The sequence below is a fragment of the Fructobacillus fructosus KCTC 3544 genome, from assembly GCF_001438695.1.
GTDB classification, from domain to species: domain Bacteria; phylum Bacillota; class Bacilli; order Lactobacillales; family Lactobacillaceae; genus Fructobacillus; species Fructobacillus fructosus.
Genome location: NZ_JQBH01000002.1, coordinates 95,607 through 116,508, shown reverse-complemented (window position 1 = coordinate 116,508; position 20,902 = coordinate 95,607). Strand labels below are relative to the sequence as shown.

General features: G+C 46.1%; 20 protein-coding genes. 17 read left to right on the top strand and 3 right to left on the bottom strand.

Annotation, left to right across the window (positions count from 1 at the left end):
- Positions 1 to 36: 36 nt before the first annotated feature.
- Positions 37 to 393 (top strand): YlbF family regulator, encoded by a 357-nt coding sequence (locus tag IV71_RS01615; RefSeq protein WP_010690683.1) that lies wholly within the window; start codon positions 37 to 39, stop codon positions 391 to 393.
- Between the two features lie 96 nt (positions 394 to 489).
- Here the strand turns inward: IV71_RS01615 and lexA are convergent, their stop codons facing one another.
- The gene (lexA, locus tag IV71_RS01610; RefSeq protein WP_010690685.1) at positions 490 to 1,122 is read right to left on the bottom strand and encodes a transcriptional repressor LexA; all 633 of its coding nucleotides are present in this window, start codon (positions 1,120 to 1,122) and stop codon (positions 490 to 492) included.
- A 196-nt stretch (positions 1,123 to 1,318) separates the two neighbouring features.
- Here lexA and IV71_RS01605 point away from each other — a divergent pair, with 196 nt between their 5' ends.
- Positions 1,319 to 1,540, top strand: a complete 222-nt coding sequence (locus IV71_RS01605; protein ID WP_010690686.1) for a YneF family protein — start codon at positions 1,319 to 1,321, stop codon at positions 1,538 to 1,540.
- A 49-nt stretch (positions 1,541 to 1,589) separates the two neighbouring features.
- Here IV71_RS01605 and IV71_RS01600 read toward each other — a convergent pair whose 3' ends face one another.
- Positions 1,590 to 2,219, bottom strand: a complete 630-nt coding sequence (locus IV71_RS01600; RefSeq protein ID WP_010690687.1) for a lysophospholipid acyltransferase family protein — start codon at positions 2,217 to 2,219, stop codon at positions 1,590 to 1,592.
- 61 nt (positions 2,220 to 2,280) lie between these two features.
- Here IV71_RS01600 and IV71_RS01595 point away from each other — a divergent pair, with 61 nt between their 5' ends.
- The 13 genes from IV71_RS01595 (at position 2,281) to IV71_RS01535 (ending at position 15,546) form a co-directional block, all read left to right on the top strand.
- Positions 2,281 to 3,048 carry a tRNA1(Val) (adenine(37)-N6)-methyltransferase gene (locus IV71_RS01595; protein WP_010690689.1) on the top strand — a complete coding sequence of 256 codons (768 nt, stop codon included), beginning with the start codon at positions 2,281 to 2,283 and terminating at the stop codon, positions 3,046 to 3,048.
- 11 nt (positions 3,049 to 3,059) lie between these two features.
- Positions 3,060 to 3,356, top strand: coding sequence for a GIY-YIG nuclease family protein (locus IV71_RS01590; RefSeq protein ID WP_010690690.1), 297 nt, complete (start codon positions 3,060 to 3,062; stop codon positions 3,354 to 3,356).
- A gap of 54 nt (positions 3,357 to 3,410) precedes the next feature.
- Positions 3,411 to 3,620, top strand: a complete 210-nt coding sequence (locus IV71_RS01585) for a hypothetical protein (protein WP_010690692.1) — start codon at positions 3,411 to 3,413, stop codon at positions 3,618 to 3,620.
- A gap of 44 nt (positions 3,621 to 3,664) precedes the next feature.
- Positions 3,665 to 4,492 (top strand): SPFH domain-containing protein, encoded by an 828-nt coding sequence (locus tag IV71_RS01580; protein WP_029489768.1) that lies wholly within the window; start codon positions 3,665 to 3,667, stop codon positions 4,490 to 4,492.
- 196 nt (positions 4,493 to 4,688) lie between these two features.
- Positions 4,689 to 5,462 (top strand): 30S ribosomal protein S2, encoded by a 774-nt coding sequence (gene rpsB / locus IV71_RS01575; protein ID WP_010690696.1) that lies wholly within the window; start codon positions 4,689 to 4,691, stop codon positions 5,460 to 5,462.
- Between the two features lie 86 nt (positions 5,463 to 5,548).
- The gene (gene tsf, locus IV71_RS01570) at positions 5,549 to 6,427 is read left to right on the top strand and encodes a translation elongation factor Ts (RefSeq protein ID WP_010690698.1); all 879 of its coding nucleotides are present in this window, start codon (positions 5,549 to 5,551) and stop codon (positions 6,425 to 6,427) included.
- A 91-nt stretch (positions 6,428 to 6,518) separates the two neighbouring features.
- Positions 6,519 to 7,244 carry a UMP kinase gene (gene pyrH / locus IV71_RS01565; RefSeq protein ID WP_056994995.1) on the top strand — a complete coding sequence of 242 codons (726 nt, stop codon included), beginning with the start codon at positions 6,519 to 6,521 and terminating at the stop codon, positions 7,242 to 7,244.
- Positions 7,245 to 7,246: 2 nt separating this feature from the next.
- Positions 7,247 to 7,792 (top strand): ribosome recycling factor, encoded by a 546-nt coding sequence (frr, locus tag IV71_RS01560; protein WP_010690702.1) that lies wholly within the window; start codon positions 7,247 to 7,249, stop codon positions 7,790 to 7,792.
- A 189-nt stretch (positions 7,793 to 7,981) separates the two neighbouring features.
- Positions 7,982 to 9,472, top strand: coding sequence for a peptidoglycan amidohydrolase family protein (locus IV71_RS07710; protein WP_082139151.1), 1,491 nt, complete (start codon positions 7,982 to 7,984; stop codon positions 9,470 to 9,472).
- A 254-nt stretch (positions 9,473 to 9,726) separates the two neighbouring features.
- Entirely contained in the window at positions 9,727 to 11,142 is a 1,416-nt protein-coding gene (locus IV71_RS01550; RefSeq protein WP_010691805.1) for a DUF2130 domain-containing protein, read from the top strand.
- Positions 11,143 to 11,152: 10 nt separating this feature from the next.
- Positions 11,153 to 12,100 carry a glycine--tRNA ligase subunit alpha gene (glyQ, locus tag IV71_RS01545; protein WP_010691803.1) on the top strand — a complete coding sequence of 316 codons (948 nt, stop codon included), beginning with the start codon at positions 11,153 to 11,155 and terminating at the stop codon, positions 12,098 to 12,100.
- Positions 12,100 to 14,157 carry a glycine--tRNA ligase subunit beta gene (gene glyS, locus IV71_RS01540; protein WP_010691801.1) on the top strand — a complete coding sequence of 686 codons (2,058 nt, stop codon included), beginning with the start codon at positions 12,100 to 12,102 and terminating at the stop codon, positions 14,155 to 14,157. The genes glyQ and glyS overlap by 1 nt, the downstream gene beginning before the upstream one ends.
- Positions 14,158 to 14,343: 186 nt before the next feature.
- Positions 14,344 to 15,546, top strand: coding sequence for an MrcB family domain-containing protein (locus IV71_RS01535; RefSeq protein WP_010691799.1), 1,203 nt, complete (start codon positions 14,344 to 14,346; stop codon positions 15,544 to 15,546).
- A 143-nt stretch (positions 15,547 to 15,689) separates the two neighbouring features.
- Here IV71_RS01535 and IV71_RS01530 read toward each other — a convergent pair whose 3' ends face one another.
- A complete protein-coding gene (locus IV71_RS01530) occupies positions 15,690 to 17,648 on the bottom strand; it encodes a S9 family peptidase (protein WP_010691798.1) in 1,959 nt (652 codons plus the stop codon).
- Between the two features lie 183 nt (positions 17,649 to 17,831).
- Here IV71_RS01530 and lepA point away from each other — a divergent pair, with 183 nt between their 5' ends.
- Together lepA and IV71_RS01520 are read left to right on the top strand one after the other, a co-directional pair.
- Positions 17,832 to 19,685: a translation elongation factor 4 gene (lepA, locus tag IV71_RS01525; RefSeq protein WP_010691796.1), complete on the top strand. Its 1,854-nt coding sequence runs from the start codon at positions 17,832 to 17,834 to the stop codon at positions 19,683 to 19,685.
- Between the two features lie 115 nt (positions 19,686 to 19,800).
- Positions 19,801 to 20,898, top strand: coding sequence for a zinc-binding alcohol dehydrogenase family protein (locus IV71_RS01520; protein WP_010691794.1), 1,098 nt, complete (start codon positions 19,801 to 19,803; stop codon positions 20,896 to 20,898).
- The last annotated feature ends 4 nt before the right edge of the window (positions 20,899 to 20,902 follow it).

The following is a 20,902-nucleotide window of genomic DNA, read 5'->3' as shown; positions in this document are numbered from 1 at the left end:
AGTTGAAGTTGTTTAGATAAGAAAGGACTGACATAAATGGCAGTAAATATTTACGATAACGCAAACGAGATGGCAAAGGTATTGACGCAAACTGAGCAATACCAATCATGGGAAAAGGCTTTCAAGGATGTTCAAGGCGATGACAAGTCAAAGGAACTCTTCAAGCAATTCCAAACGATTCAAATGACGGTGCAACAAATGATGCAGGCCCAAAAGACACCAACTCCTGAACAGGAGAAGGAATGGGACGCCATTGCGAAGGATGTTCAAGCTGACGAAAAGATCAAGGCCTTGATGGCCGCTGAACAAGTTTTGAACACGTTGCTTGGTGAAATTAACGACATCGTGACAAAGCCTGTTTCAGAAAGCTATGCAGCAGCTCACAAGGCATAAGCAGTAGAAAATGAAAAAGACGACACATCTGTGTCGTCTTTTTTTGTGTAATGGCAAAAGAAAAAGACCAGCAAAATGCTGATCTTTTAGTAGTTTTTAGTAGATGGCATCGCGATAGAGTGATACCACCTTACCGAGGATGGATACCTGGTCCAAAATAATGGGGGCCATGGTATCGTTTTCCGGTTGCAGGCGGTAGTGGCCAGCTTCGCGGAAGAAACGCTTGACGGTTGCTTCGTTGTCCTCGTTCATCGCCACGACGATATCGCCGTTGTCGGCGGTTTGTTGACGGCGGACAATCACTTTGTCGCCATCAAGAATCCCGATGTTAATCATGGATTCACCGCGAACGTTTAGCATGAAGAGATCACCGTCGTAGGGAATTAAATCTTCGGGAATAGGGAAGAATTCCGTTGCTTCCTGTTCAACTGCCAAAATGGGTTGACCAGCGGTGACCAGACCAAGCACTGGAATCTTACCAGCGTTAGATGAAATGCCAAGCATTTCAAATCCCTTAGCAGTTACTTCGATGGCACGGGCCTTCGTTTTCTCACCCTTCTTTAAGAGATAACCATTTTTAATCAGACGGGAAATGTGACCGTGGATGGTTGAAGAAGACGAAAGGCCAACTGACTCACCAATCTCACGGATGGTCGGCGGAAAGCCGTTTTTTGATTGGTACTCGTGAATGAAGCGGAGTACCTGAATTTGTTTTGAATCCGATTCCATAGTGTTCTTCCCATTTCATTAAATCTGCTATTATTCTAGCGAAAATAAGGCGAAAAAGCAAACACATGTTCGTAAGATTTTCTTAAGCTTGACTCACACTCTTAAGCATTTTGAAAGGAAGATTAAAAAGTCGAAACGGATGGTGATTGCTTGTGGTATACTTATCATTAGATTTTTAGAGGTAAAGGAGACCACTATGCTTGTACTAGTAGGACTTTTGGCCCTGGTTGTTGGGCTGGTTGGTGGATTCTTCTTGGCGCGCTTCACGATGAAGTCATATTTGGCCAAGAACCCACCAATCTCAGAAGAGATGATGAAGTCAATGATGATGTCGATGGGTCAAAAGCCATCACAGAAGAAGTTGAATCAAATGATGAGCCAGATGAAGGCACAAAGCCAAAAGGCACAAAAGAAGTAATTTTGCTCATCTAAAAAAGTCCCGAAGATTAATTCTTCGGGACTTTTTATTATTGCTTGGCTTTTGGATCAACGTAGACCCAATTTGGGTCGATCTCATCATCGAGCTGGGCAAAGGCTGCTTCAATCTTTTCGTTGTATTTCGCAATCACTTCGTCGGTTAATTTCACTTTCGGATCGATGACAATGGGTTCACCGAAGTTCATTGTGACGCGCTTACGCAAGAAAAGGTGGGAAAACTTGACAGGTCCCTGGTAAACGGCGGGCACGATTGGCTTTTTAGACAGTTTGGCAATCAAGATGGAACCAGACTTGAGCTTTTGTGAGTGCCTTGAACCTGAGGGGAACATGATGAGGGAACGGTCACCCGTCGTTAATTCACTGACGGGTTTGCGAATCACATCGGCACCAACGTTCTTACGGTCGACCGGAAAGGCACCTAACGAAACAATTAGCTTGCGCAGGAAGAAGTTCTTGAACAATTCCTTCTTAGCCATAAAGATAAAACGTTTGGGGTAGGCCGCCATGGCGTACCAAACGGGATCCCACCAGGTACGATGGGGCGCCACGAGGATGTAATTGTCTTCTTTCGGCAAGCGATTTTTGTGCAAATAATAAGTACGTCCGTTTATAATGGAAACCAAGGTCACGACGAAGACCCGGATAAAGCGATAAAGCATAAGCTTGTCCTTTCAATATGATTTAACTGTTTAATTTTACTATAAAAGGGGACAAAGGCAAATGACAGAAGCGAATTTACAGGCTGGCGAACGGCTCGATGGTCTACCATCGCAGCAAGTGAACGTGATTCAAAACCCCGACATGTTCTCCTATTCGTTGGATGCAGTCCTTTTAGCCCACTTTGCTAAGCCGAATAAGAAGGGAAGAGGGGTAACGGTGGACCTCGGAGCGGGAACGGGAGCCGTGGGCCTTTTCTATGCCAAGAAAGTCACGGGACGGGTCATGTTGGTCGAAATACAAGCCGATTTGGCTAAAATGGCCGAACGGTCGGTGAAGTTGAACCAGCTTGACGACCGGGTTTCCGTGATTCATTCGGATATGCAAGAAGTTTTTGACCAGATTAAGCCTGGTTCCGTTGACACCGTGCTCTGTAACCCACCTTATTTTCCGGTCAAGGAAACGACCAAGCAAAATCAGGATGAGCACTACCAGATTGCCAGGCACGAGGTGGCCATTGATTTGCCGAAGTTAGCACAAACCGCTAATAAGTTGCTGAAGAACAAGGGGAAGTTTTTCATGGTGCACCGACCGGAACGACTGGCCGATATTTTTGCTGCACTGACTGCCAGGGGATTAGAAGTCAAACACATTCAGTTCGTCTACGGCAAAGCTGATCGAGAAGCAAACATGGTGCTGGTTGAAGCGATTAAACAGGGGCGTGCTGGTGGCGTACGTGTACTACCACCTATCGTCGCCTACACGGCAACCAATGATTACACCAAGCAGGTGGAAGAGATTCTCTATGGACAACCCTGGACAATTGAATAGGAGTGCTTTTTATGACTGACAAAAAAAGTAAAACCTATGATTTTTACGTACTCTACACGGCGGATGGCTATTTTTATGGTGGTTATTCTGACGATGCCATCCGTCGTTTTCACGTCCACGAATCCGGGAAGGGTGCGAAGTTCACCCGGGTAAAGTCACGGCACCCCTTACAATTGATTTACTATGCGACTTTTGAAAGCAAGCACGACGCGATGCATGCGGAGGCGACTTTTAAAAGGCTAAGCCGTGAGAAAAAGGAAGTCTTTTTAGTCGAACGAGGGGTTCCGGCAACGGTATGGGAGAAATGAGTCGACGAGTTTGTGGAATTCTTGGTAAACTAATGGTGAGGGAGGAATTTGTGCATGCTTGCAAACTTTGAAAAACAAAACATTGTCGGTCAGGTACTGCCAGCAAGTTCCTTTGACTCGCGTGAGGGACTCGTTGAGGTCATCGGCAACTTTTATCACTACCGCTTGGTGGCTGGCCAAAACTGGCAACCGAATGCGGACTACCGGATAAAAGCAGCAGATGGTAATCAGCTGGTCGTCGAAAAAGTAGAAGCGAAAGGATAAACATGCTCGTAATTGTTTCGATTATTGTTATTATCATCTTGATTATGTTCACGTGTTTTCGGATTGTTCCCCAAAACACGGTGGGCCTTTTGGAAACGTTGGGGAAGTATTCATCGACCCGTTCAACTGGGTTGAACTTCCGCTTGCCCGTGATTCAAAAAATCAGGGTCGTGTCACTGGCTTTGCAACCTTTGAAGTTGGCAGGTTATTCCGTGATTACCAAGGATAACGCCGACATTGGTGCCACGGTCACCCTAAACTTCCACGTGACCGATCCAGTAAAGTATCTTTACGAAAACACGAATTCCATTGAGTCCATGCAGCAGTTGGTTCGTGGGCACCTTCGTGATATCATCGGACGAATGGAATTGAACGAAGCGCTTGGTTCAACGTCAAAAATTAACAAGGACTTGGCCGATGCCATTGGCGATTTAACAAACACCTATGGGATTAACGTTGATCGGATTAACATTGACGAGTTGAAGCCTTCAGCTGCCATCCAGTCATCCATGGATACGCAGTTAAAGGCGGATCGTGAACGAGTGGCTGCCATTTCACAAGCGGAAGGGGAGGCCAAGTCCATCGAATTACGGGCTAAGGCCAACAACGATGCCTTAGTGGCAACCGCAAAGGCCAATGCCGAAGCGACGAAAACCCGTGCCGATGCCGAAGCTTACCGGATTGATAAAGTACAAACGGCTCTAAAAAATGCCGACCAAAACTACTTTAATAACCAATCAATCAACGCCTTTGAAACCTTAGCTAGTTCCGACACAAACCTGATTGTTACTAACGGGAATGATTTGGACAAGACTGGTCAAAACGCGACTTTGGCAAAGTTACTAGCCAAAGAAATGAAGCAAGAAGATTAACGGAAACCCGCCAATGTTGTTGGCGGGCTTTTTTCTTAAAGAATTCCCGTAAAAAGCTTGTCAGATAGGTGACTATCCTGTAAACTAATAACCGTTGTGTGAGCAACAAAAATACACACGACCGAGGAGAACGCAGAGGTGCAGAAATGTTCATGCGAACCTTGAATCGGTCGGAGGATAACCTAGGAGGCCTATAATGGCAGTTATTTCAATGAAAGAACTCCTCGAAGCAGGAGTTCACTTCGGACACCAAACACGTCGTTGGAACCCAAAGATGGCACCATACATCTTTACGGAACGTAACGGCATCCACATCATCGACTTGCAAAAGACGGTGAAGATGGTTGATGAAGCCTACAACTTTATGCGTAACGCATCAGCTGATGGCGCAAACATCTTGTTTGTTGGAACGAAGAAGCAAGCTTCAGACGCAATCGCTGAAGAAGCAACGCGTGCCGGTCAATTCTACATCAACCACCGTTGGTTGGGTGGAACGTTGACCAACTGGAACACGATCAAGACTCGTGTCCGCCGTTTGAAGGACTTGAAGAAGATGGCCGAAGATGGCACTTTTGATCGTCTTCCAAAGAAGGAAGTTGTTTTGTTGAAGAAGCAACAAGCCAAGTTGGAAAAGTTCTTGGGTGGAATCGAAGACATGCAGGACTTGCCTGACGTGCTCTTTGTTGTTGATCCTAAGAAGGAAGAAATCGCTGTTAAGGAAGCCAACATGCTCAACATCCCTGTTGTTGCCATGATTGACACGAACGCCAACCCAGATGTTGTTGACGTGAAGATTCCTGCAAACGACGATGCAATCCGTGCCATCCGTTTGATTACGTCAAAGATGGCTGACGCTGTGATCGAAGGCCGTCAAGGTCAAGACCAAGCAGCTGAAGATGCTTTCATCGAAGGCGACGAAAACACAGAATCAATTGAAGAAATCACTGAAATTGTTGAAAAGAACAACTAAGCGATTTGTTATCTGATTTGCCGTTCCGGTGGACCTGCTTGGGACGCTGGTACGGCATTTTTATTTGAAAAAAGGAGCACACATTTATGGCTGTTACAGCAAAGATGGTTAAGGAATTACGTGACAAGACGTCTGTTGGAATGATGGATGCCAAGAAGGCTTTGGTTGAAGCTGAAGGTGACATCGAAAAGGCAATCGACTTGTTGCGTGAAAAGGGAATGGCAAAGGCCGCTAAGAAGGGTGACCGTGTCGCTGCTGAAGGAATGACTTATGTCATGGAAGAAGGCAACAAGGCAGCCATCATCGAATTGAACTCTGAAACGGATTTCGTTGCCGGTAACAAGGAATTTAACGACTTGTTGGCTGCTGTGACGAAGATCATTTTGGAAGCACAACCAAAGGATGTTGAAGCTGCTTTGGCTTTGCCTGGCGAAGATGGTCGTACGGTTAACGACATGATCATCAACGTTTCCCAGATTACTGGTGAAAAGATCACGTTGCGTCGTTTTGAAACGATGGAAAAGAACGACGACCAAGTCTTTGGTGCTTACTCACACATGGGTGGTTCAATCTCTGCCTTGGCATTGTTTGATGGTACGAACGCTGAAGCTGCTCGTGACATCGCCATGCACATTGCGGCCATTGCACCACAATACGTTTCCGATGCAGATGTTCCTGCTGAAGTTGTGTCAAAGGAAAAGGAAGTTCAATTGGCTTCTGAAGACTTGAACGGTAAGCCTGACAACATCAAGGAAAAGATGGTTGAAGGCCGTATCAAGAAGTTCTTGGCTGAAATCTCATTGTTGGACCAACCATTTGTTAAGAACGGTGACCAAAAGGTTGCTCAGTATGCAAAGGAAAACGGTTTGACGGTCAAGGAATTCGTTCGCTACCAAGTTGGTGAAGGAATCGAAAAGCAACAAACAAACTTGGCTGATGAAGTTGCCAAGCAAATCGGTCAATAAGACCAAACAAAAAGTGTCCGTTTTGGGCACTTTTTTTGAGGACGGAAGACCAATCCTTTGCTATAATGGATGGTAAGAAAAAGGAGACACCATGACTGAAAAGAAATACAAACGTGTTCTAATGAAGTTGTCCGGGGAAGCCTTGGCGGGTTCAAAGGGACAGGGCATCGATTTGGAGACAGTTTCGTCCATTGCCAACGAGATTAAAGCCGTTCACGACATGGGAACGGAAATTGCCATCGTTGTTGGTGGTGGTAACTTGTGGCGTGGCGAACCGGCTTCTAAGGTTGGAATGGAACGTTCACGAGCAGACTATACCGGAATGCTTGGGACGACCATGAATGCCTTGGTTTTGCAGGATGCCTTGGAACGTGCTGGTGTGCAGACTCGTGTCCAAACAGCCATTACGATGCAACAAATTGCAGAACCATACATTCGTGGTCGTGCGATTCGTCATCTTGAAAAAGGACGCATTGTTATCTTTGCTGCTGGAATTGGTTCACCATACTTTTCAACGGATACAACGGCTGCACTTCGTGCAAACGAAATCAATGCCGATGCCATTTTGATGGCAAAGAACGGTGTCGATGGTGTCTACGATGCTGATCCAAAGACAAACCCAGAAGCTAAGAAGTTCAGCCATTTGACTCATTTGGATATTATCCAAAAGGGATTGAAGGTGATGGACGCTACGGCTTCAACGATGTCCATGGATAATAACATGCCACTGGTTGTCTTCAACTTGAACCAACCTGGCAATATTCAAAAGGTGATTGCCGGTGAGAATATCGGAACCACTGTAACGGGAGAAGAATAAACATGGCGATTGATTTTAATCAAGCAACTGAAAAGATGAAGGGGGCGCAAGACGCGCTTCGTCGTGAATTGGGTGAAATCCGTACTGGCCGTGCCAACCCACGTATTTTGGACCGTGTGCAGGTTGAATATTACGGTGCCATGGTGCCATTAAACCAGGTGGCCTCTATTTCAGTACCAGAAGCGCGTTTGCTGTTGATCACACCTTTTGATAAGGGCGCTTTGGAAGCAATCGTGACGGCGATTAACGTTTCAGATTTGGGCTTGAACCCAGCCTCTGATGGGAATATCGTTCGTTTGGCTATCCCGCAAATGACGGAAGAGCGACGGAAGGAATTGGTTAAGGAAGTTAAGGCCGAAGCTGAAAAGTCCAAGGTTGCGGTTCGTAACGTTCGTCGTGATGCAATGGACGCCATCAAGAAGGATAAGGAACTAACGGAAGACCAAGTTCACGAATCAGAAGACAAGGTTCAGAAGTTAACGGATGACAACATCAAGGCAATTGACGAGATTGCTGAAGATAAGGAAAAAGAATTGATGACGATTTAATTTCCGAAAAAAAGATGGATTCTATCCATCTTTTTTTAGTTGTTTTAATTATTAAAATAACGTAAAAGCCATTAAGACTGGCAAAAGTAGTTGTTGAATTTAGCCGATTTCTTCTGTTTGTGTTATATTTATTCTTGAAGGTATCTTTAATGGATACAAAGAATGACAAGGAAAAGTAGGCATTTTCTTATGACAAATAAAAATAATCTAAATGGGAAAGCCTGGTTTGGTCTGGCAGTTGCCGCTACTAGTCTTTCTGCTTTTAACCAACAACAGGCTTCGGCCGATGACAACGCGAATCAAAATGGGGAAGTCGCCAATCAGCAGAGTCAACGTGATGCGGCACTAGCTAAGTATGCTGCTGAACACACCTCTGGCTATGTTTACTCACCAGAAGTTTCCACTGAAAACGGTGGTTATAACTGGTTTGAAGACGGTCAACTTTTTACTGGTTTTCGCTTTCACGCTGGTAGTTACTACTGGTTCGTGAACGGTGTTCGGCAAAATGCAGGTTGGCGTGAAGCCTGGGGAAATAAATACTACACGGATAATGATGGTCGTGCTGTGCAAGGAAAGCAGACAATCAATGGTCAGGTGTTCGACTTTGGTGATGACGACACCTTCTATTTGCGTACCTCAGGCTATCTTTACGATGGCTCGGACCAAAATGGTGGTTACCGTTGGTATGAAAATGGCCAACTCTTTACGGGTTTCCGTTATTACACGGGCACTTACTATTGGTTTGTTGATGGCGTTCGGCAAAACGCAGGTTGGCGTGAAGCCTGGGGTCATAAATACTACACGGATGCCGATGGCCGAGCCGTTCAAGGCATTCAAACCATTGACGGCAAGCAGTATAACTTTGGTGATGACAACACTTTCTACCTTCGCGAAGCCGCTTCTTACACGGTTGATGGCAAAGTCTATCACACTGATCAAAATGGTCAATCCGTACCCTGGACAGGTTACATCTACGATGGTTCCTCCCAAAACGGTGGCTACCGTTGGTACGAAGATGGAAAGCTCTACACCGGCTTCCGTTACTATACCGGCACATATTACTGGTTCATCGACGGTGTTCGACAAAACGCTGGCTGGCGACAAGCTTGGGGTCTGACTTATTATACGGATAACGATGGTCGTGCTGTTCAAGGTTCGCAATACATTGATGGCCAGTGGTATTTCTTCGGTGATGACGGTACTTACTACCGTCGTTTTGCCTCGAGTGAAGTGGCCAATTGGTTCTATAAAAATTATGGCAAAATTACCTACTCCATGTATGGTTCTCGTACTGGATCTGACGGCACGGCGGACTGTTCCGGTGCCATGGTTCAGGCGCTCGTTGAGGCCGGAGCAACGAAGCCAGCTTATATCTACAACACGGACAGTATTCATGACTACTTAAAGGCGAATGGCTACCAGTTAGTAGCAGAAAATACTAAAGTCAATAAAGAGGTTGGCGACATTGTGGTCTGGGGTAAGCGTGGTAATTCGGGTGGTGCAAACGGACACATCATGGTGATTAATCAAGCTGACAACAGCAATGGTTCTGGTGCTCGCGAAATTTCGGTTGATTACTGGACTAACGGCGGTTATAATTCCGCGGTTTCCGAACACGATTATAATTACTATGCTGCGGCAAACGATTATCCATACTTCTACGTTTATCGTCATGCCTAAGTAAAAGGGATGCTAACATTTGATTGGTTAGTATCCTTTTTTACTTGCCTTTTTTTCTTTAAAATAGCATAATATGGGTAAGCAACTTGATTGCAATGACCCGGTTTGGCACCCGGCGAGTGATGAAGGAAAACGAAAGTGTCAGGGTAAAAATACCCTGGAAATCAGGTGGAACCGCGCGCAAGCGTCCTGATGTCAAGGAAATTTGGCATTGGACCGTTTGGCGCGGTTTTTTGTCGCATAAAGGAGGGACGATGGCAAAGAAGCTAAAGTACAGTGTCAAGTCTGAGACGGTCTTGGAACTTCAAGAAGCTGGTCAGGTTGGCGACCTGATTGATTTGAAGGATAAGCAAGAAGTCGATACGAATACACTCTCCAGGGCACTTCAAGATAGTCTCGATGAGCGATTGAAGAAAGAGAAAGATGACTGGGAAAAGAGTCATGCGGCTCTCCTTGATTCGAAATTAGCGGAAGAAAAGCAGCGAGCCAGTCTGACTTTGGAAAAGGAAAAACAGGCGGTTGCTGAGAAGACACGGCAAGAGCAGAGTAAGCTGCAAGAGGAATTAGCCGAGCTAAAGGCAGCGTTGAAGAGTCAACAGGATCAGCAAAAAAACCAGCAGGAGCTAGCACTTTCAAAGCAGCGGGAAGAACTGGTTCAAAAGCAGGCCACTGAAAAGGAACAGCTTCAAAAGGAACTGCAGGACGTTCAAGCGCAACTGCAAAAGGATTTGGCTGAACAAAAGGAAAAGGCAAATCAGGAAAAGCAAGCGCTTGAAAAGCAAAAGCTGGCACTCGAAAATCAGGTACAGAACCAAGATCGTGAGAAAGAGCTGGCGTTGGTTCAAACCAAGTCGGAGTATGAAGCCCAACTGAAAGCGGCAGAAGAAAAGGTTGAGTTCTGGAAGGACTTCAAAGCCAAGCAGTCCACCAAAGAAATTGGGGAGTCACTCGAAGTCTACGCTCATCAAGAGTTCAATAAGATTCGGCCCTATGCCTTTCCAAATGCCTACTTTGAAAAAGATAACGAAGTTTCGAAGCAAACGGGTTCGAAGGGAGACTTTATCTTCCGCGATTACGATGATGGCATTGAGTTTATTTCCATCATGTTTGACATGAAAAACGAAGCGGACACAACCGAGAAAAAGCACAAGAACGCCGATTTCTTCAAGGAACTGGATAAGGATCGTCGTGAAAAAGAGACAGAATATGCTGTTTTGGTTTCCTTACTTGAAAGCGATAATGACTACTATAACACCGGGATTGTGCAAGTACCGGATTACCCAAAGATGTACGTCATTCGACCGCAGTTCTTTGTGCATTTCATTGGGTTGTTACGAAACGCTGCTTTAGATTCTGTTCAGTATAAGAAACAACTGGAAGAGGCGAAGGAGCAGAACGTTGATATTACCAATTTCGAGGATAATATCAGCACCTTTAAGGACAAGTTTGCTAAGAACTATCTATCTTACTCAAACAATTTCCAGCAGGCAATCGATGAAATTGATAAAGCCATTCGGCGGATGGAGGAGGTCAAGAAGAAGTTGACGACCTCCGAAAACCAGCTGCGCTTGGCTAACAATAAGCTGGATGATCTTTCCGTCAAGAAATTGACCCGTGGTAATCCAACCATGAAAGCTAAGTTTGACGAATTAAAAAAAGAAAAGGATTAACGAAGTAATTATGACTGATAAAAAACTTTCATTACAGGATATTATCCTGACTTTGCAAGAATTCTGGGCAGCAAAGGGTGCTAACCTCATGCAGGCCTATGATAATGAAGTGGGTGCCGGAACGCAAAGTCCGTACACATTCTTACGTGCTAATGGTCCGGAGCCATGGGCGGCTGCCTATGTACAACCATCTCGTCGCCCCGCCGATGGCCGTTATGGGGATAACCCCAACCGACTCTTTCAACACCACCAGTTCCAAGTGGTGATGAAGCCTTCACCTGACAACATTCAGGAACTTTACCTGGCTTCCTTGGAAGCCTTGGGAATTAATCCCTTGGAACACGATATCCGTTTCGTAGAAGATAACTGGGAAAATCCTTCAATGGGAGCCGCCGGTATCGGTTGGGAAGTCTGGTTAGACGGTATGGAAGTGACGCAGTTTACTTACTTCCAGCAAGTTGGTGGGATTGAGGTTGATTCAGTTACCTCAGAAATCACTTACGGTTTGGAGCGTTTAGCTTCTTATATCCAAGACGTTCCAACGGTTTACGACCTCGAATGGGGACACGGTGTCTTGTATGGTGACATCTTTAAGGAACCGGAATACGAACACTCAAAGTATGCCTTTGAGGAATCAAACCAAGAGATGTTGCTCCGCCATTTCGATGATTACGAAGCCGAAGCCAAGCACTGCTTGGAACTCGGACTTGTGCACCCGGCCTATGACTACATTCTCAAGTCATCTCACACTTTCAACCTTTTGGACGCTCGTGGAACGGTTTCCGTAACGGAACGTGCTGGTTACCTTCACCGTATCCGGACGATGGCCCGTCAGGTTTCCAAAGTCTTTATTGAGGAACGAGCAAAGCTCGGTTTCCCACTGTTGAAGGATGAAGCACTGCGTGAAAAGTACCTTGGTGAAAAGGGAAAGTACGCGAAGAAGGAGGACCAGGACTAATGGCAGACTATATTTTAGAAATTGGATTGGAAGAGATGCCCGCACACTTGGTAACCTCTTCTGAAAAGCAGTTGGTCAAGCGCGTAAAGGACTTTTTGGACGAACATCGCCTAGCTGTTCAAGAAATTAAGCCTTTTTCAACACCACGTCGGTTGGCCGTTGAACTTTCTGGACTAGCGGATGGATCAGAATCCGTTTCCGAAGTAAAACGTGGACCGGCCGTTGACCGGGCCAAGGATGACGAAGGGAACTGGTCAAAGGCGGCGCAGGGCTTTGCCCGCGGCCAGGGTACAACGCCAGAAGCACTGACCGAAAAGGATGGTTATCTCTGGGCTAAAAAAGAGATTCCTGGCGTGCCCGCCAAGGAAATCTTGTCTAAGATTGGTCAAGAAGTGGTTGAGCAAATGACTTTTACCACTTACATGAAGTGGGGTAACCATTCCTTCCACTACATCCGTCCGATTCGTTGGCTGGTTTCAATTTTGGATAACGAAGTGGTGCCATTTTCGGTGCTTGATGTCAAAGCCGGACAGACAACACGCGGTCACCGTTTCTTGTCAACGGACCACGTGGTCATACCAGCCGCAAAGGATTATGAACAGACGTTAATGGCTGCCTTCGTGATGGCCGATGCCGGCAAGCGAAAGGCAACCATTAAAGACCAATTGACCACCATTGCCAAAGATCACGACTGGCAGTTGGATTTGCAATCCGAAATGGCCAAGGACCTTCTAGAAGAAGTTAACAACATCGTTGAATGGCCAACGGCCTTCTCCGGTGACTTTGATAAGAAGTACCTGGCATTGCCAAAGGAAGTCTTGATTACTTCCATGCGTGACCACCAACGCTTCTTCTTCGTCACGAACAAGGAGGGTGACCTCTTGCCACACTTCCTTTCCGTTCGTAACGGAAACGCTGACCACATTGAAAACGTGGCTCGTGGAAACGAAAAAGTCTTGGTTGCTCGTTTGGAAGATGCGGCCTTCTTCTATAAGGAGGACCAAGAAAAGTCAATCAACGACTACATGGACCGTGTTAAGAAGTTGGTCTTCCACGAGAAGATTGGAACGGTATACGAGCACATGGAACGTGTTCAGGGCTTGTCTGCACAGTTGGCACAGGCCTTGGGCTTGTCAAAGGACGAACAAGCGGACTTGAACCGGGCAGCCCAAATCTACAAGTTTGATTTGATGACGGGAATGGTCGGTGAGTTCGACGAACTCCAGGGTGTCATGGGTGAACATTACGCCAAGCTCTTTGGAGAAAACGATGCCGTTGCCAAAGCCATTTACGAGCACTACCTGCCAACCTCTGCCGACGGGGCAGTCGCTCAAACAAAGGTTGGTGCCGTTTTGGCCATCGCCGATAAGCTTGATTCCATCGTGACGTTCTTTGCCCACGATATGATGCCATCTGGTGCCAACGACCCTTACGGTTTGCGCCGTGCAGCCACAGGGGTTGTTCGGACTTTGGAAGCCTTTGATTGGCATTTCAACCTCTTGGACATTCTGACGAGCTTTAAGCAAAAGAACGGTCAAGTTGCTGATGCAAACTTGGACCTTGTTTTGGCCTTCTTAACGGACCGTGTCCGCAAGCAAGCACTTGATGCCGGTATCCGCAAGGATATCGTTTCTGCTGGAACAGCAAACGTTGTCATCGGCGATTACGTCTATGTCGCTGACCGGACCAAAGTCTTGGCTGCCCATTCAACGGATGCGAACTTCCGTGACGTGATGGAATCCTTGTCACGTGTCACTCGCTTGGCTAAGAAGGTGCCCGTCATGACACCGGTTAACCCAAGCTTGTTGGCCAACGATCAGGAAAAAGCCTTGTACGAAGATACTAAGAATCTATCTTTGCAAGCTCTGAAAGCCCAAGGTGCCGAAGCCCTTTACGAGGCTCTGGCCACCTTGCAGGCACCAATCGCTGCCTACTTCGATAACACCATGGTGAACTATGATGATGAAACCATCAAAAACAACCGTTACGCCCAATTGGGTGCCATCAAAACCTTAATTGATGGCCTGGGTGATATTGAGGAAATTGTGATTAAGTAATTTTATCTATCTGTGAAAAAAGTCGGACTCGAAAGAGTCCGACTTTTTGTTAATCAAAATATGAAGCAACTAATAAAATAGACTAATTAAAATGGGGTATTCCTGGTCAATTAATCAACTTCTTTTATTCTAGAATTCATTATTTGTTATACAATAATTCTAGAAAAGTATAAGAGGAAGCAGAAGATGAACATACACGATACGCTGGAAACGGTATTTAATAATTATTTGGCAGAAAAGGAGAAGCCGTTTAAGGCCAACTGGTTAGCAGCAACTTTGCGTCAAGGATTTGATGCAGATGAGTTGTTCTTTAATGCAGATAACGTAAAGATATATGGATCAGGTGGAACAGGCCTGTGGGCAGCAGCCCCTTGGATTGCAATTTGTGATACCGATATTACGAAATCAGTTCAACGTGGCTTCTTCGTGGTTTATCTCTTCTCTGAAGATATGAAACGTGTTTATCTTTCACTTAACCAAGGCTGGACCTTCTGGGAAAAAGAATTTAAAAATGAAACGATTGATATGCCTGCTGAAGAAAAAGCAAGGACAGTTGCTTCGTATTTTCAAAATGAATTATCAATCAGAAATACTGCGCTTCCAATGAAGCTTTCATCAGATAACTCGAAACACAACAGCCTGGCCTTTGGTTATGAGGCGGGAGAGATCTATAGTATTGAGTATGACGCCAATCAACTTCCCACAAATACCGAACTTGTGAAAGATATTGAGTTGATGTGGTCAAAGCTCATGAGTGTTAAGGCCATGATGCAAGACACGAAGGATCTTGAAAAAAGCGCGACCTATATTTTAAATTACCAATGCACTACCACTTATACGGATAATGCTGCAGAAGCTGAAGCGATCACGGACAAGCTGGAGCACGCGTCACTTATTGAAAAGGAGCGTCCTACCCTCCGGAAAAAGTTAAAGCCTACAAAGAATAAGAAGAGAACAGTACGAAGGATAGATTACCTAGCAGAACAAGAAAGAAACCAAAAGTTAGGTTTGAGCGGTGAGGAGTTAGTTCTTGAGTATGAAAAAGAACGGCTCGTTAATTATCCTGAGTTACAAGATAAGGTGAAGCGTGTTTCAAAAGAAGGGGACGGAGATGGTTATGATATCTTTTCCTTTAATTTCGACGGTAGTCCGCTCTATATTGAGGTGAAGACCACGAATCATGAGGCAACGACTCCTTTCTTTATGAGTCAAAACGAGTATGCGTTTGCGTTGGAAAACAAAGAGGACTACGTTATTTATCGACTTTATCGGTTCACAGATCTTGCAAAGAAAAATATTGACCAAGTCAAGTTCTACAAGATTCAAGGACAAAATATTGAACATGAACTCAATCTCACACCTGCAGCTTATCAAGTAAATTTGAAATAATTGTTCTAATTGACCGTAAAGGTCTTTTTTATTTGACTTCATTGTTAATGAGACCGACCCATCAAAAGAATGATTTGAGTATGAAAAAAGCCCTCATCAATTTGATGAGGGCTTTTTGACTGTTTGTGGTCAAGTCAATTTGATTAAAACTTCTTAAACCACTCCACAATGTCTTGCATCCGCTGGACACGGAGGGAAGGCTTGCCGTTTCGTGAGAAGCCATGGAAGGACTTGGGGTAACGGATGTAGTCACATTCTGTCCCTGTTCGCTTAACGGCGGTGAAGAGCGCTTCACTTTGGCTAGGAGGACAGCGTCGGTCAGCTTCACCGTGTTGGATGCGGACAGGCGTCGTGATTTTGTCGGCATAGGCCAAAGGCGACTTTTCCCAGTAGAGTTGATAAGCCTTATCCTTGTAAAGGTCGGCACCGAGTTCCATGGTGACGAAGGGAACGCCAATGTCAGAATTGTGATAGAGATTGAACCAGTCGATGGCGGGGCGCTGCACAATAGCTGCCTGGAAGCGGTCGGTATGACCAATGATCCAGGTTGATAAGAAGCCACCGTAAGAACCACCGGCGACAAAGACTTTGTCGGGGTTGATTCCCTTAAAGTGGGTGAGGGCGTAGTCCACAGCAGTCATAACATCGGCATAGTCGTTTTCGCCATAATGGCCCATGACATCGGTGGCAAAGTCTTCTCCATAGGATGTCGAACCACGAGGGTTAACATAGAGCACGTTGAAGCCTTCTCCGGCAAGTGCTTGGAACTCCTGAAAGAAGGTGTTGGCGAAGGCAGCGTGTGGGCCACCGTGAATGTAGAGAATGAGTGGTGCGGTGTCATTGTTCGTCTGTGCCTTGGTAAACCAACCCTGAACCTCGGCTTTGCCATCCGCCGTTTTGTAGTAGAAGGATTCGGTTGGGGCATACTGGTGCGTTGATTCATAGTCGGCGTTTGGATTGGCTAGTACCCGTTCGGCTTTTGTTTCAATGTTCAGGGCCCGAATTTCGCCGGCTTTTTCGGCGGTCGAATGAACGAAAACAATGTTTTGGTTATCAATCATGGCAAAGTCAACAATGTGGCGGTCGGCTTCATGAACCTTTTCCGTAGTGTTTTCTTGGGCGTGATATCGATAGAGCTGGCTATGGCCATGGTGAACGGCTGTATAGAGATAGGTATCGTTATCCACCCAGAAACCGGAGACATGGCTAGGGTTCTGGGTCCAATCGTCTGCAATTGGATTACCATAACCAACGTTGACCTGTTCGTCTTGTGCCGGTTTTGTCAGTTCGTTGCTCTTGGTGTCATAGACATAGAGCTGATTAACCGTCGCCGAATAGGCATGATAATCCGAACCGATGATGGCCATCCGACTTTGGTCAGGCGAAAAGGCGGCATCGGTGAAAACACCGTTGGGGATGCTTGCAGTTACCCAGGTGGTTTGATCCGTCTGGCGGTTGTATACGTAAACGGCCTGACTGGTATCAAATTTGTCGGTCCAGTCGGGGTGCTCAGCCGCAAGGTAGGCAACTTCTTGGGTGTCGGCTGAAACGTCCTGTAGGTGAAAGTCATGGGAAAAACTCTTAATTAGTTTTGTTTCACCGGTTTCCTGATCAAAGGTCTTCAATTCGTAGACGTTTTCAGTTGGTAACCAGCCAATCCCGTCGGCCTTGTTTTGAACTTTGGTGAGATGCCGGGGCGTTAAACCTTGGTCTTTTTCTTCATCTTTTTCTGGACTGAGTGTGACTTTTAAGAAAGCTAATGTTCCATCTGGACTAAAACGTAGGTCGTCGACAGAGCCGTTTTCCTTTGTAACTGGTGTGGCAACACCGCCGTCCACAGGCATTTTCATCAGCTGGTAGTGGCTCTGATTATCTTGATGGCGGTAGTAAAGGCTGTTGCCAACAACGATGGGTTGCAGATTCTTTCCACCGTTGGTGTAGGGCTGAACTGTACCAGTTTCTTCAATTGCCAAGATGTTTGCCTGGTAGTCGTTTTTTTCTTTATTCATCTGGGTTTGAACAAAGAAGGTACGGTCGGACGTCCCAAAAGGTTGACTGAAACTTTTGAGCTTGTAGAGATCGGTGATTTGGATAGCTGTCATGTCGTTACTCGCTTTCTTCTTGAATTCTTTGTCTTATTTTAACAAAGTAACGGTCTTTTATGTGAAAATAATGAGAGAAATTCAAAGATGATTAAAATCACACTTCCGCCGTTAGCTCTTTTTTTGACGGCCTTTTTCGTGTAAAATAAGAAAGACTAAAAACTCTTTAAAAAGCAGGTAAACATGGCTGATTTTACAATTGACCAATTAAAAGAACGACAGAAGCGTATTCGTAATTTTTCGATTGTGGCTCATATCGACCATGGGAAGTCCACGATTGCCGATCGAATTTTGGAACAGACGCAAACGGTTGCCGAACGCGATATGCAAAACCAGTTGTTGGATACCATGGAACTCGAGCGTGAACGTGGGATTACCATTAAGCTGAATGCCGTTGAGGTGAACTATAAGGCCAATGATGGTCAGGAATATATTTTCCACTTGATTGATACGCCGGGACACGTCGACTTTTCATACGAAGTGTCGCGTTCGTTGGCCGCTGCCGAAGGGGCCATTTTGGTTGTGGATGCGGCACAGGGGGTCGAGGCGCAAACTTTGGCTAACGTTTATTTGGCCATTGATAACGACTTGGAAATCCTGCCGGTCTTAAACAAAATTGATTTGCCATCAGCCGATGTTCCAAAGGTTAAAAAAGAAATTGAAGACATGATTGGACTGGATGCTGAAGATGCTGTCTTGGTCTCAGCCAAAAAGGGCATTGGGATTCCCGAACTGTTGGAACGAATTGTTTCTGACTTTCCCGCACCTGATGGAGACCTGGATGCCCCCTTACGTGCGTTGATTTTTGATTCACAATATGACCCTTACCGTGGGGTTGTGATTAACCTTCGTGTTCGCGAAGGGGTGGTTAAGCCCGGCGATAAGGTACGCATGATGAATACCGGTGCGGAGTACGAAGTAACCGAGGTCGGAGTGATGTCGCCAAACGCCCAAAAGCGTAATTATCTGATGGCGGGGGATGTTGGCTATCTGACAGCTGCCATTAAGGATATTTCGACGACGCATTCTGGGGATACGGTGACCTTGGTCAATAATCCGGCAAGTGAACCGCTTCCCGGTTATAAGCCTATGACGCCAATGGTGTACTCTGGACTTTATCCAGCTGATAACGCCAAGTACGGTGATTTACGTGAGGCCTTGGAAAAGTTGCAACTAAACGATGCGGCTTTGACCTTTGAACCGGAAACGTCACAGGCTTTGGGCTTTGGTTTCCGTGTTGGATTCCTTGGGCTGTTGCACATGGACGTCATTCAGGAACGACTCGAGCGAGAGTTCGACTTGGACCTCGTGACGACGGCGCCTTCCGTGACTTATAAAGTCGAAACGGTGGACGGTGAAACTTTGATGATTGAAAACCCCTCAGAGTTACCCGAATCGCAAAACATTCGTCAGATTGAAGAGCCCTATGTGCACGCCCAGATTATGGTGCCAAATGATTATGTTGGTGCCGTCATGGAGTTGGCACAACGGAAGCGTGGTGAATTTGACACCATGGAATACCTTGATGATAGCCGGGTGAACGTGAAGTACTACTTGCCATTGTCTGAAATTATCTTTAATTTCTTCGACAAGTTGAAGTCCTCGACCCGCGGTTTCGCGTCGTTGGACTACGAACTGTCTGGCTACCGAGCAGCTGATTTGGTCAAAATTGATATTCTATTGAACGGGGACCGGGTGGATGCTTTGTCCTTCATCGTTCATCGCGACTTTGCTGCTGAGCGTGGTCGAATCATCACGTCGAAGTTAAAGGAAATTATTCCTCGGCAGAACTTTGAAATTCCAGTACAGGCCGCCATTGGTAACAAGATTTTGGCCCGAACGAACATCAAGGCTTATCGTAAGGACGTTACATCGAAGATTCACACGGGGGATCCCGACCGTCGTGCCAAGCTCTTGAACAAGCAGAAGCGTGGTAAGGCCCGAATGAAGGATGTTGGAACGGTTTCTGTTCCACAAGAAGCCTTCATGGCGGTTTTGAAGACGGAAGATGATGAAAAGTACGCCAAAGGAAACTAAGGGGACTGCTGGCAACGTGAGCAAACGGCGCTGACTTTGGCAAAAGAAAAACAAGAAAGACTGGGAACTGGGTTAAAATTGACCAATCTGGATGGATATTTTAAAGGAGTGAACCATGCCTTTTAAAAATGTTATGGATACAATAATGGGTGGCTTTCACCAAAAAATGCGAGCTGTTGGGATTACCCATGTAAGTCCACTTTCTGATGAGGAATCGTTTAGTGAACGAACACTGCCCGTACCAGACCCGAAGAGCAATGAGTTACTCGTTCAGGTTTTGGCCACCTCAGTGAACCCGGTCGACGTTAAAATGCGGTCGGGTTATAAGGAAAAGGGCGACTTCCGTATTTTCGGTTTGGATGTCGTTGGCCGTGTCATGGCAATGGGGCAGGATGTGAGTGGCTTTACCATTGGTGACCGCGTCTACTATGCTGGCAAGCAACAAAAGCAGGGTGCTGATGCTGAGTATCAAGTGATTGATTACCAAATGGTCGCCAAGGCCCCCGAGAGTTTGTCGGATAGTGAGGCCGCTGCGATGCCTTTGACGGCGATTACGGCCCATGATATTTTGCACCATGGCTTTAGTCTTCCAGTGGAAAAAGACGCGGCCAAGGGACAGTCGTTGCTTGTGATCAACGGAGCCGGCGGTGTTGGTTCAATCTTGATTCAACTAGCTAAATACATGGGCTTAACGGTCATTGCGACGGCTGGTCAAAAGGAATCAACGCAATGGGTGCGGCAAATGGGAGCCGACTTCGTCGTTAATTATCATGACGATTTGCCAACACAACTGGCTGATGCTGGTTTCCACCAGGTTGATTACATTGCTAATCTACAGGACACCATGACCTATTGGGACGCCATGGTGCAGTTGATTCGTCCTTACGGTCGGATTGCGGCCATTGTGGGATCGACTTTGCCATTGGAATTGGGAGAGTTGAAACCCAAGTCCGCTAGCTTTACCTGGGTCTTCATGTTGGCTCGTGGTAATAACGACCTCTTTTTGTCCGAACAGGGACAAATGCTACAACAAATGGCGACGCTCTTTGATCAGGGCGTTCTCCATTCAACGGTGACGAAGGTGTACGCTGGCTTATCAGTCGATAACGTTCGTTTGGCCTTCCAAGACGTGGCCAGTCACCATAGTCTGGGTAAAGTCGTTATCGATGTGGCAACGGATGGTGTAGAAGCCAAAGAAGGAAACAAAAACTAGGATG

Coding starts and splice junctions, on each gene's coding strand:
- IV71_RS01615 (WP_010690683.1), top strand. CDS start 37: ATGGCAGTAAATATTTACGATAACGCAAACGAGATGGCAAAGGTATTG.
- lexA (WP_010690685.1), bottom strand. CDS start 1,122: ATGGAATCGGATTCAAAACAAATTCAGGTACTCCGCTTCATTCACGAG.
- IV71_RS01605 (WP_010690686.1), top strand. CDS start 1,319: ATGCTTGTACTAGTAGGACTTTTGGCCCTGGTTGTTGGGCTGGTTGGT.
- IV71_RS01600 (WP_010690687.1), bottom strand. CDS start 2,219: ATGCTTTATCGCTTTATCCGGGTCTTCGTCGTGACCTTGGTTTCCATT.
- IV71_RS01595 (WP_010690689.1), top strand. CDS start 2,281: ATGACAGAAGCGAATTTACAGGCTGGCGAACGGCTCGATGGTCTACCA.
- IV71_RS01590 (WP_010690690.1), top strand. CDS start 3,060: ATGACTGACAAAAAAAGTAAAACCTATGATTTTTACGTACTCTACACG.
- IV71_RS01585 (WP_010690692.1), top strand. CDS start 3,411: ATGCTTGCAAACTTTGAAAAACAAAACATTGTCGGTCAGGTACTGCCA.
- IV71_RS01580 (WP_029489768.1), top strand. CDS start 3,665: ATGTTCACGTGTTTTCGGATTGTTCCCCAAAACACGGTGGGCCTTTTG.
- rpsB (WP_010690696.1), top strand. CDS start 4,689: ATGGCAGTTATTTCAATGAAAGAACTCCTCGAAGCAGGAGTTCACTTC.
- tsf (WP_010690698.1), top strand. CDS start 5,549: ATGGCTGTTACAGCAAAGATGGTTAAGGAATTACGTGACAAGACGTCT.
- pyrH (WP_056994995.1), top strand. CDS start 6,519: ATGACTGAAAAGAAATACAAACGTGTTCTAATGAAGTTGTCCGGGGAA.
- frr (WP_010690702.1), top strand. CDS start 7,247: ATGGCGATTGATTTTAATCAAGCAACTGAAAAGATGAAGGGGGCGCAA.
- IV71_RS07710 (WP_082139151.1), top strand. CDS start 7,982: ATGACAAATAAAAATAATCTAAATGGGAAAGCCTGGTTTGGTCTGGCA.
- IV71_RS01550 (WP_010691805.1), top strand. CDS start 9,727: ATGGCAAAGAAGCTAAAGTACAGTGTCAAGTCTGAGACGGTCTTGGAA.
- glyQ (WP_010691803.1), top strand. CDS start 11,153: ATGACTGATAAAAAACTTTCATTACAGGATATTATCCTGACTTTGCAA.
- glyS (WP_010691801.1), top strand. CDS start 12,100: ATGGCAGACTATATTTTAGAAATTGGATTGGAAGAGATGCCCGCACAC.
- IV71_RS01535 (WP_010691799.1), top strand. CDS start 14,344: ATGAACATACACGATACGCTGGAAACGGTATTTAATAATTATTTGGCA.
- IV71_RS01530 (WP_010691798.1), bottom strand. CDS start 17,648: ATGACAGCTATCCAAATCACCGATCTCTACAAGCTCAAAAGTTTCAGT.
- lepA (WP_010691796.1), top strand. CDS start 17,832: ATGGCTGATTTTACAATTGACCAATTAAAAGAACGACAGAAGCGTATT.
- IV71_RS01520 (WP_010691794.1), top strand. CDS start 19,801: ATGCCTTTTAAAAATGTTATGGATACAATAATGGGTGGCTTTCACCAA.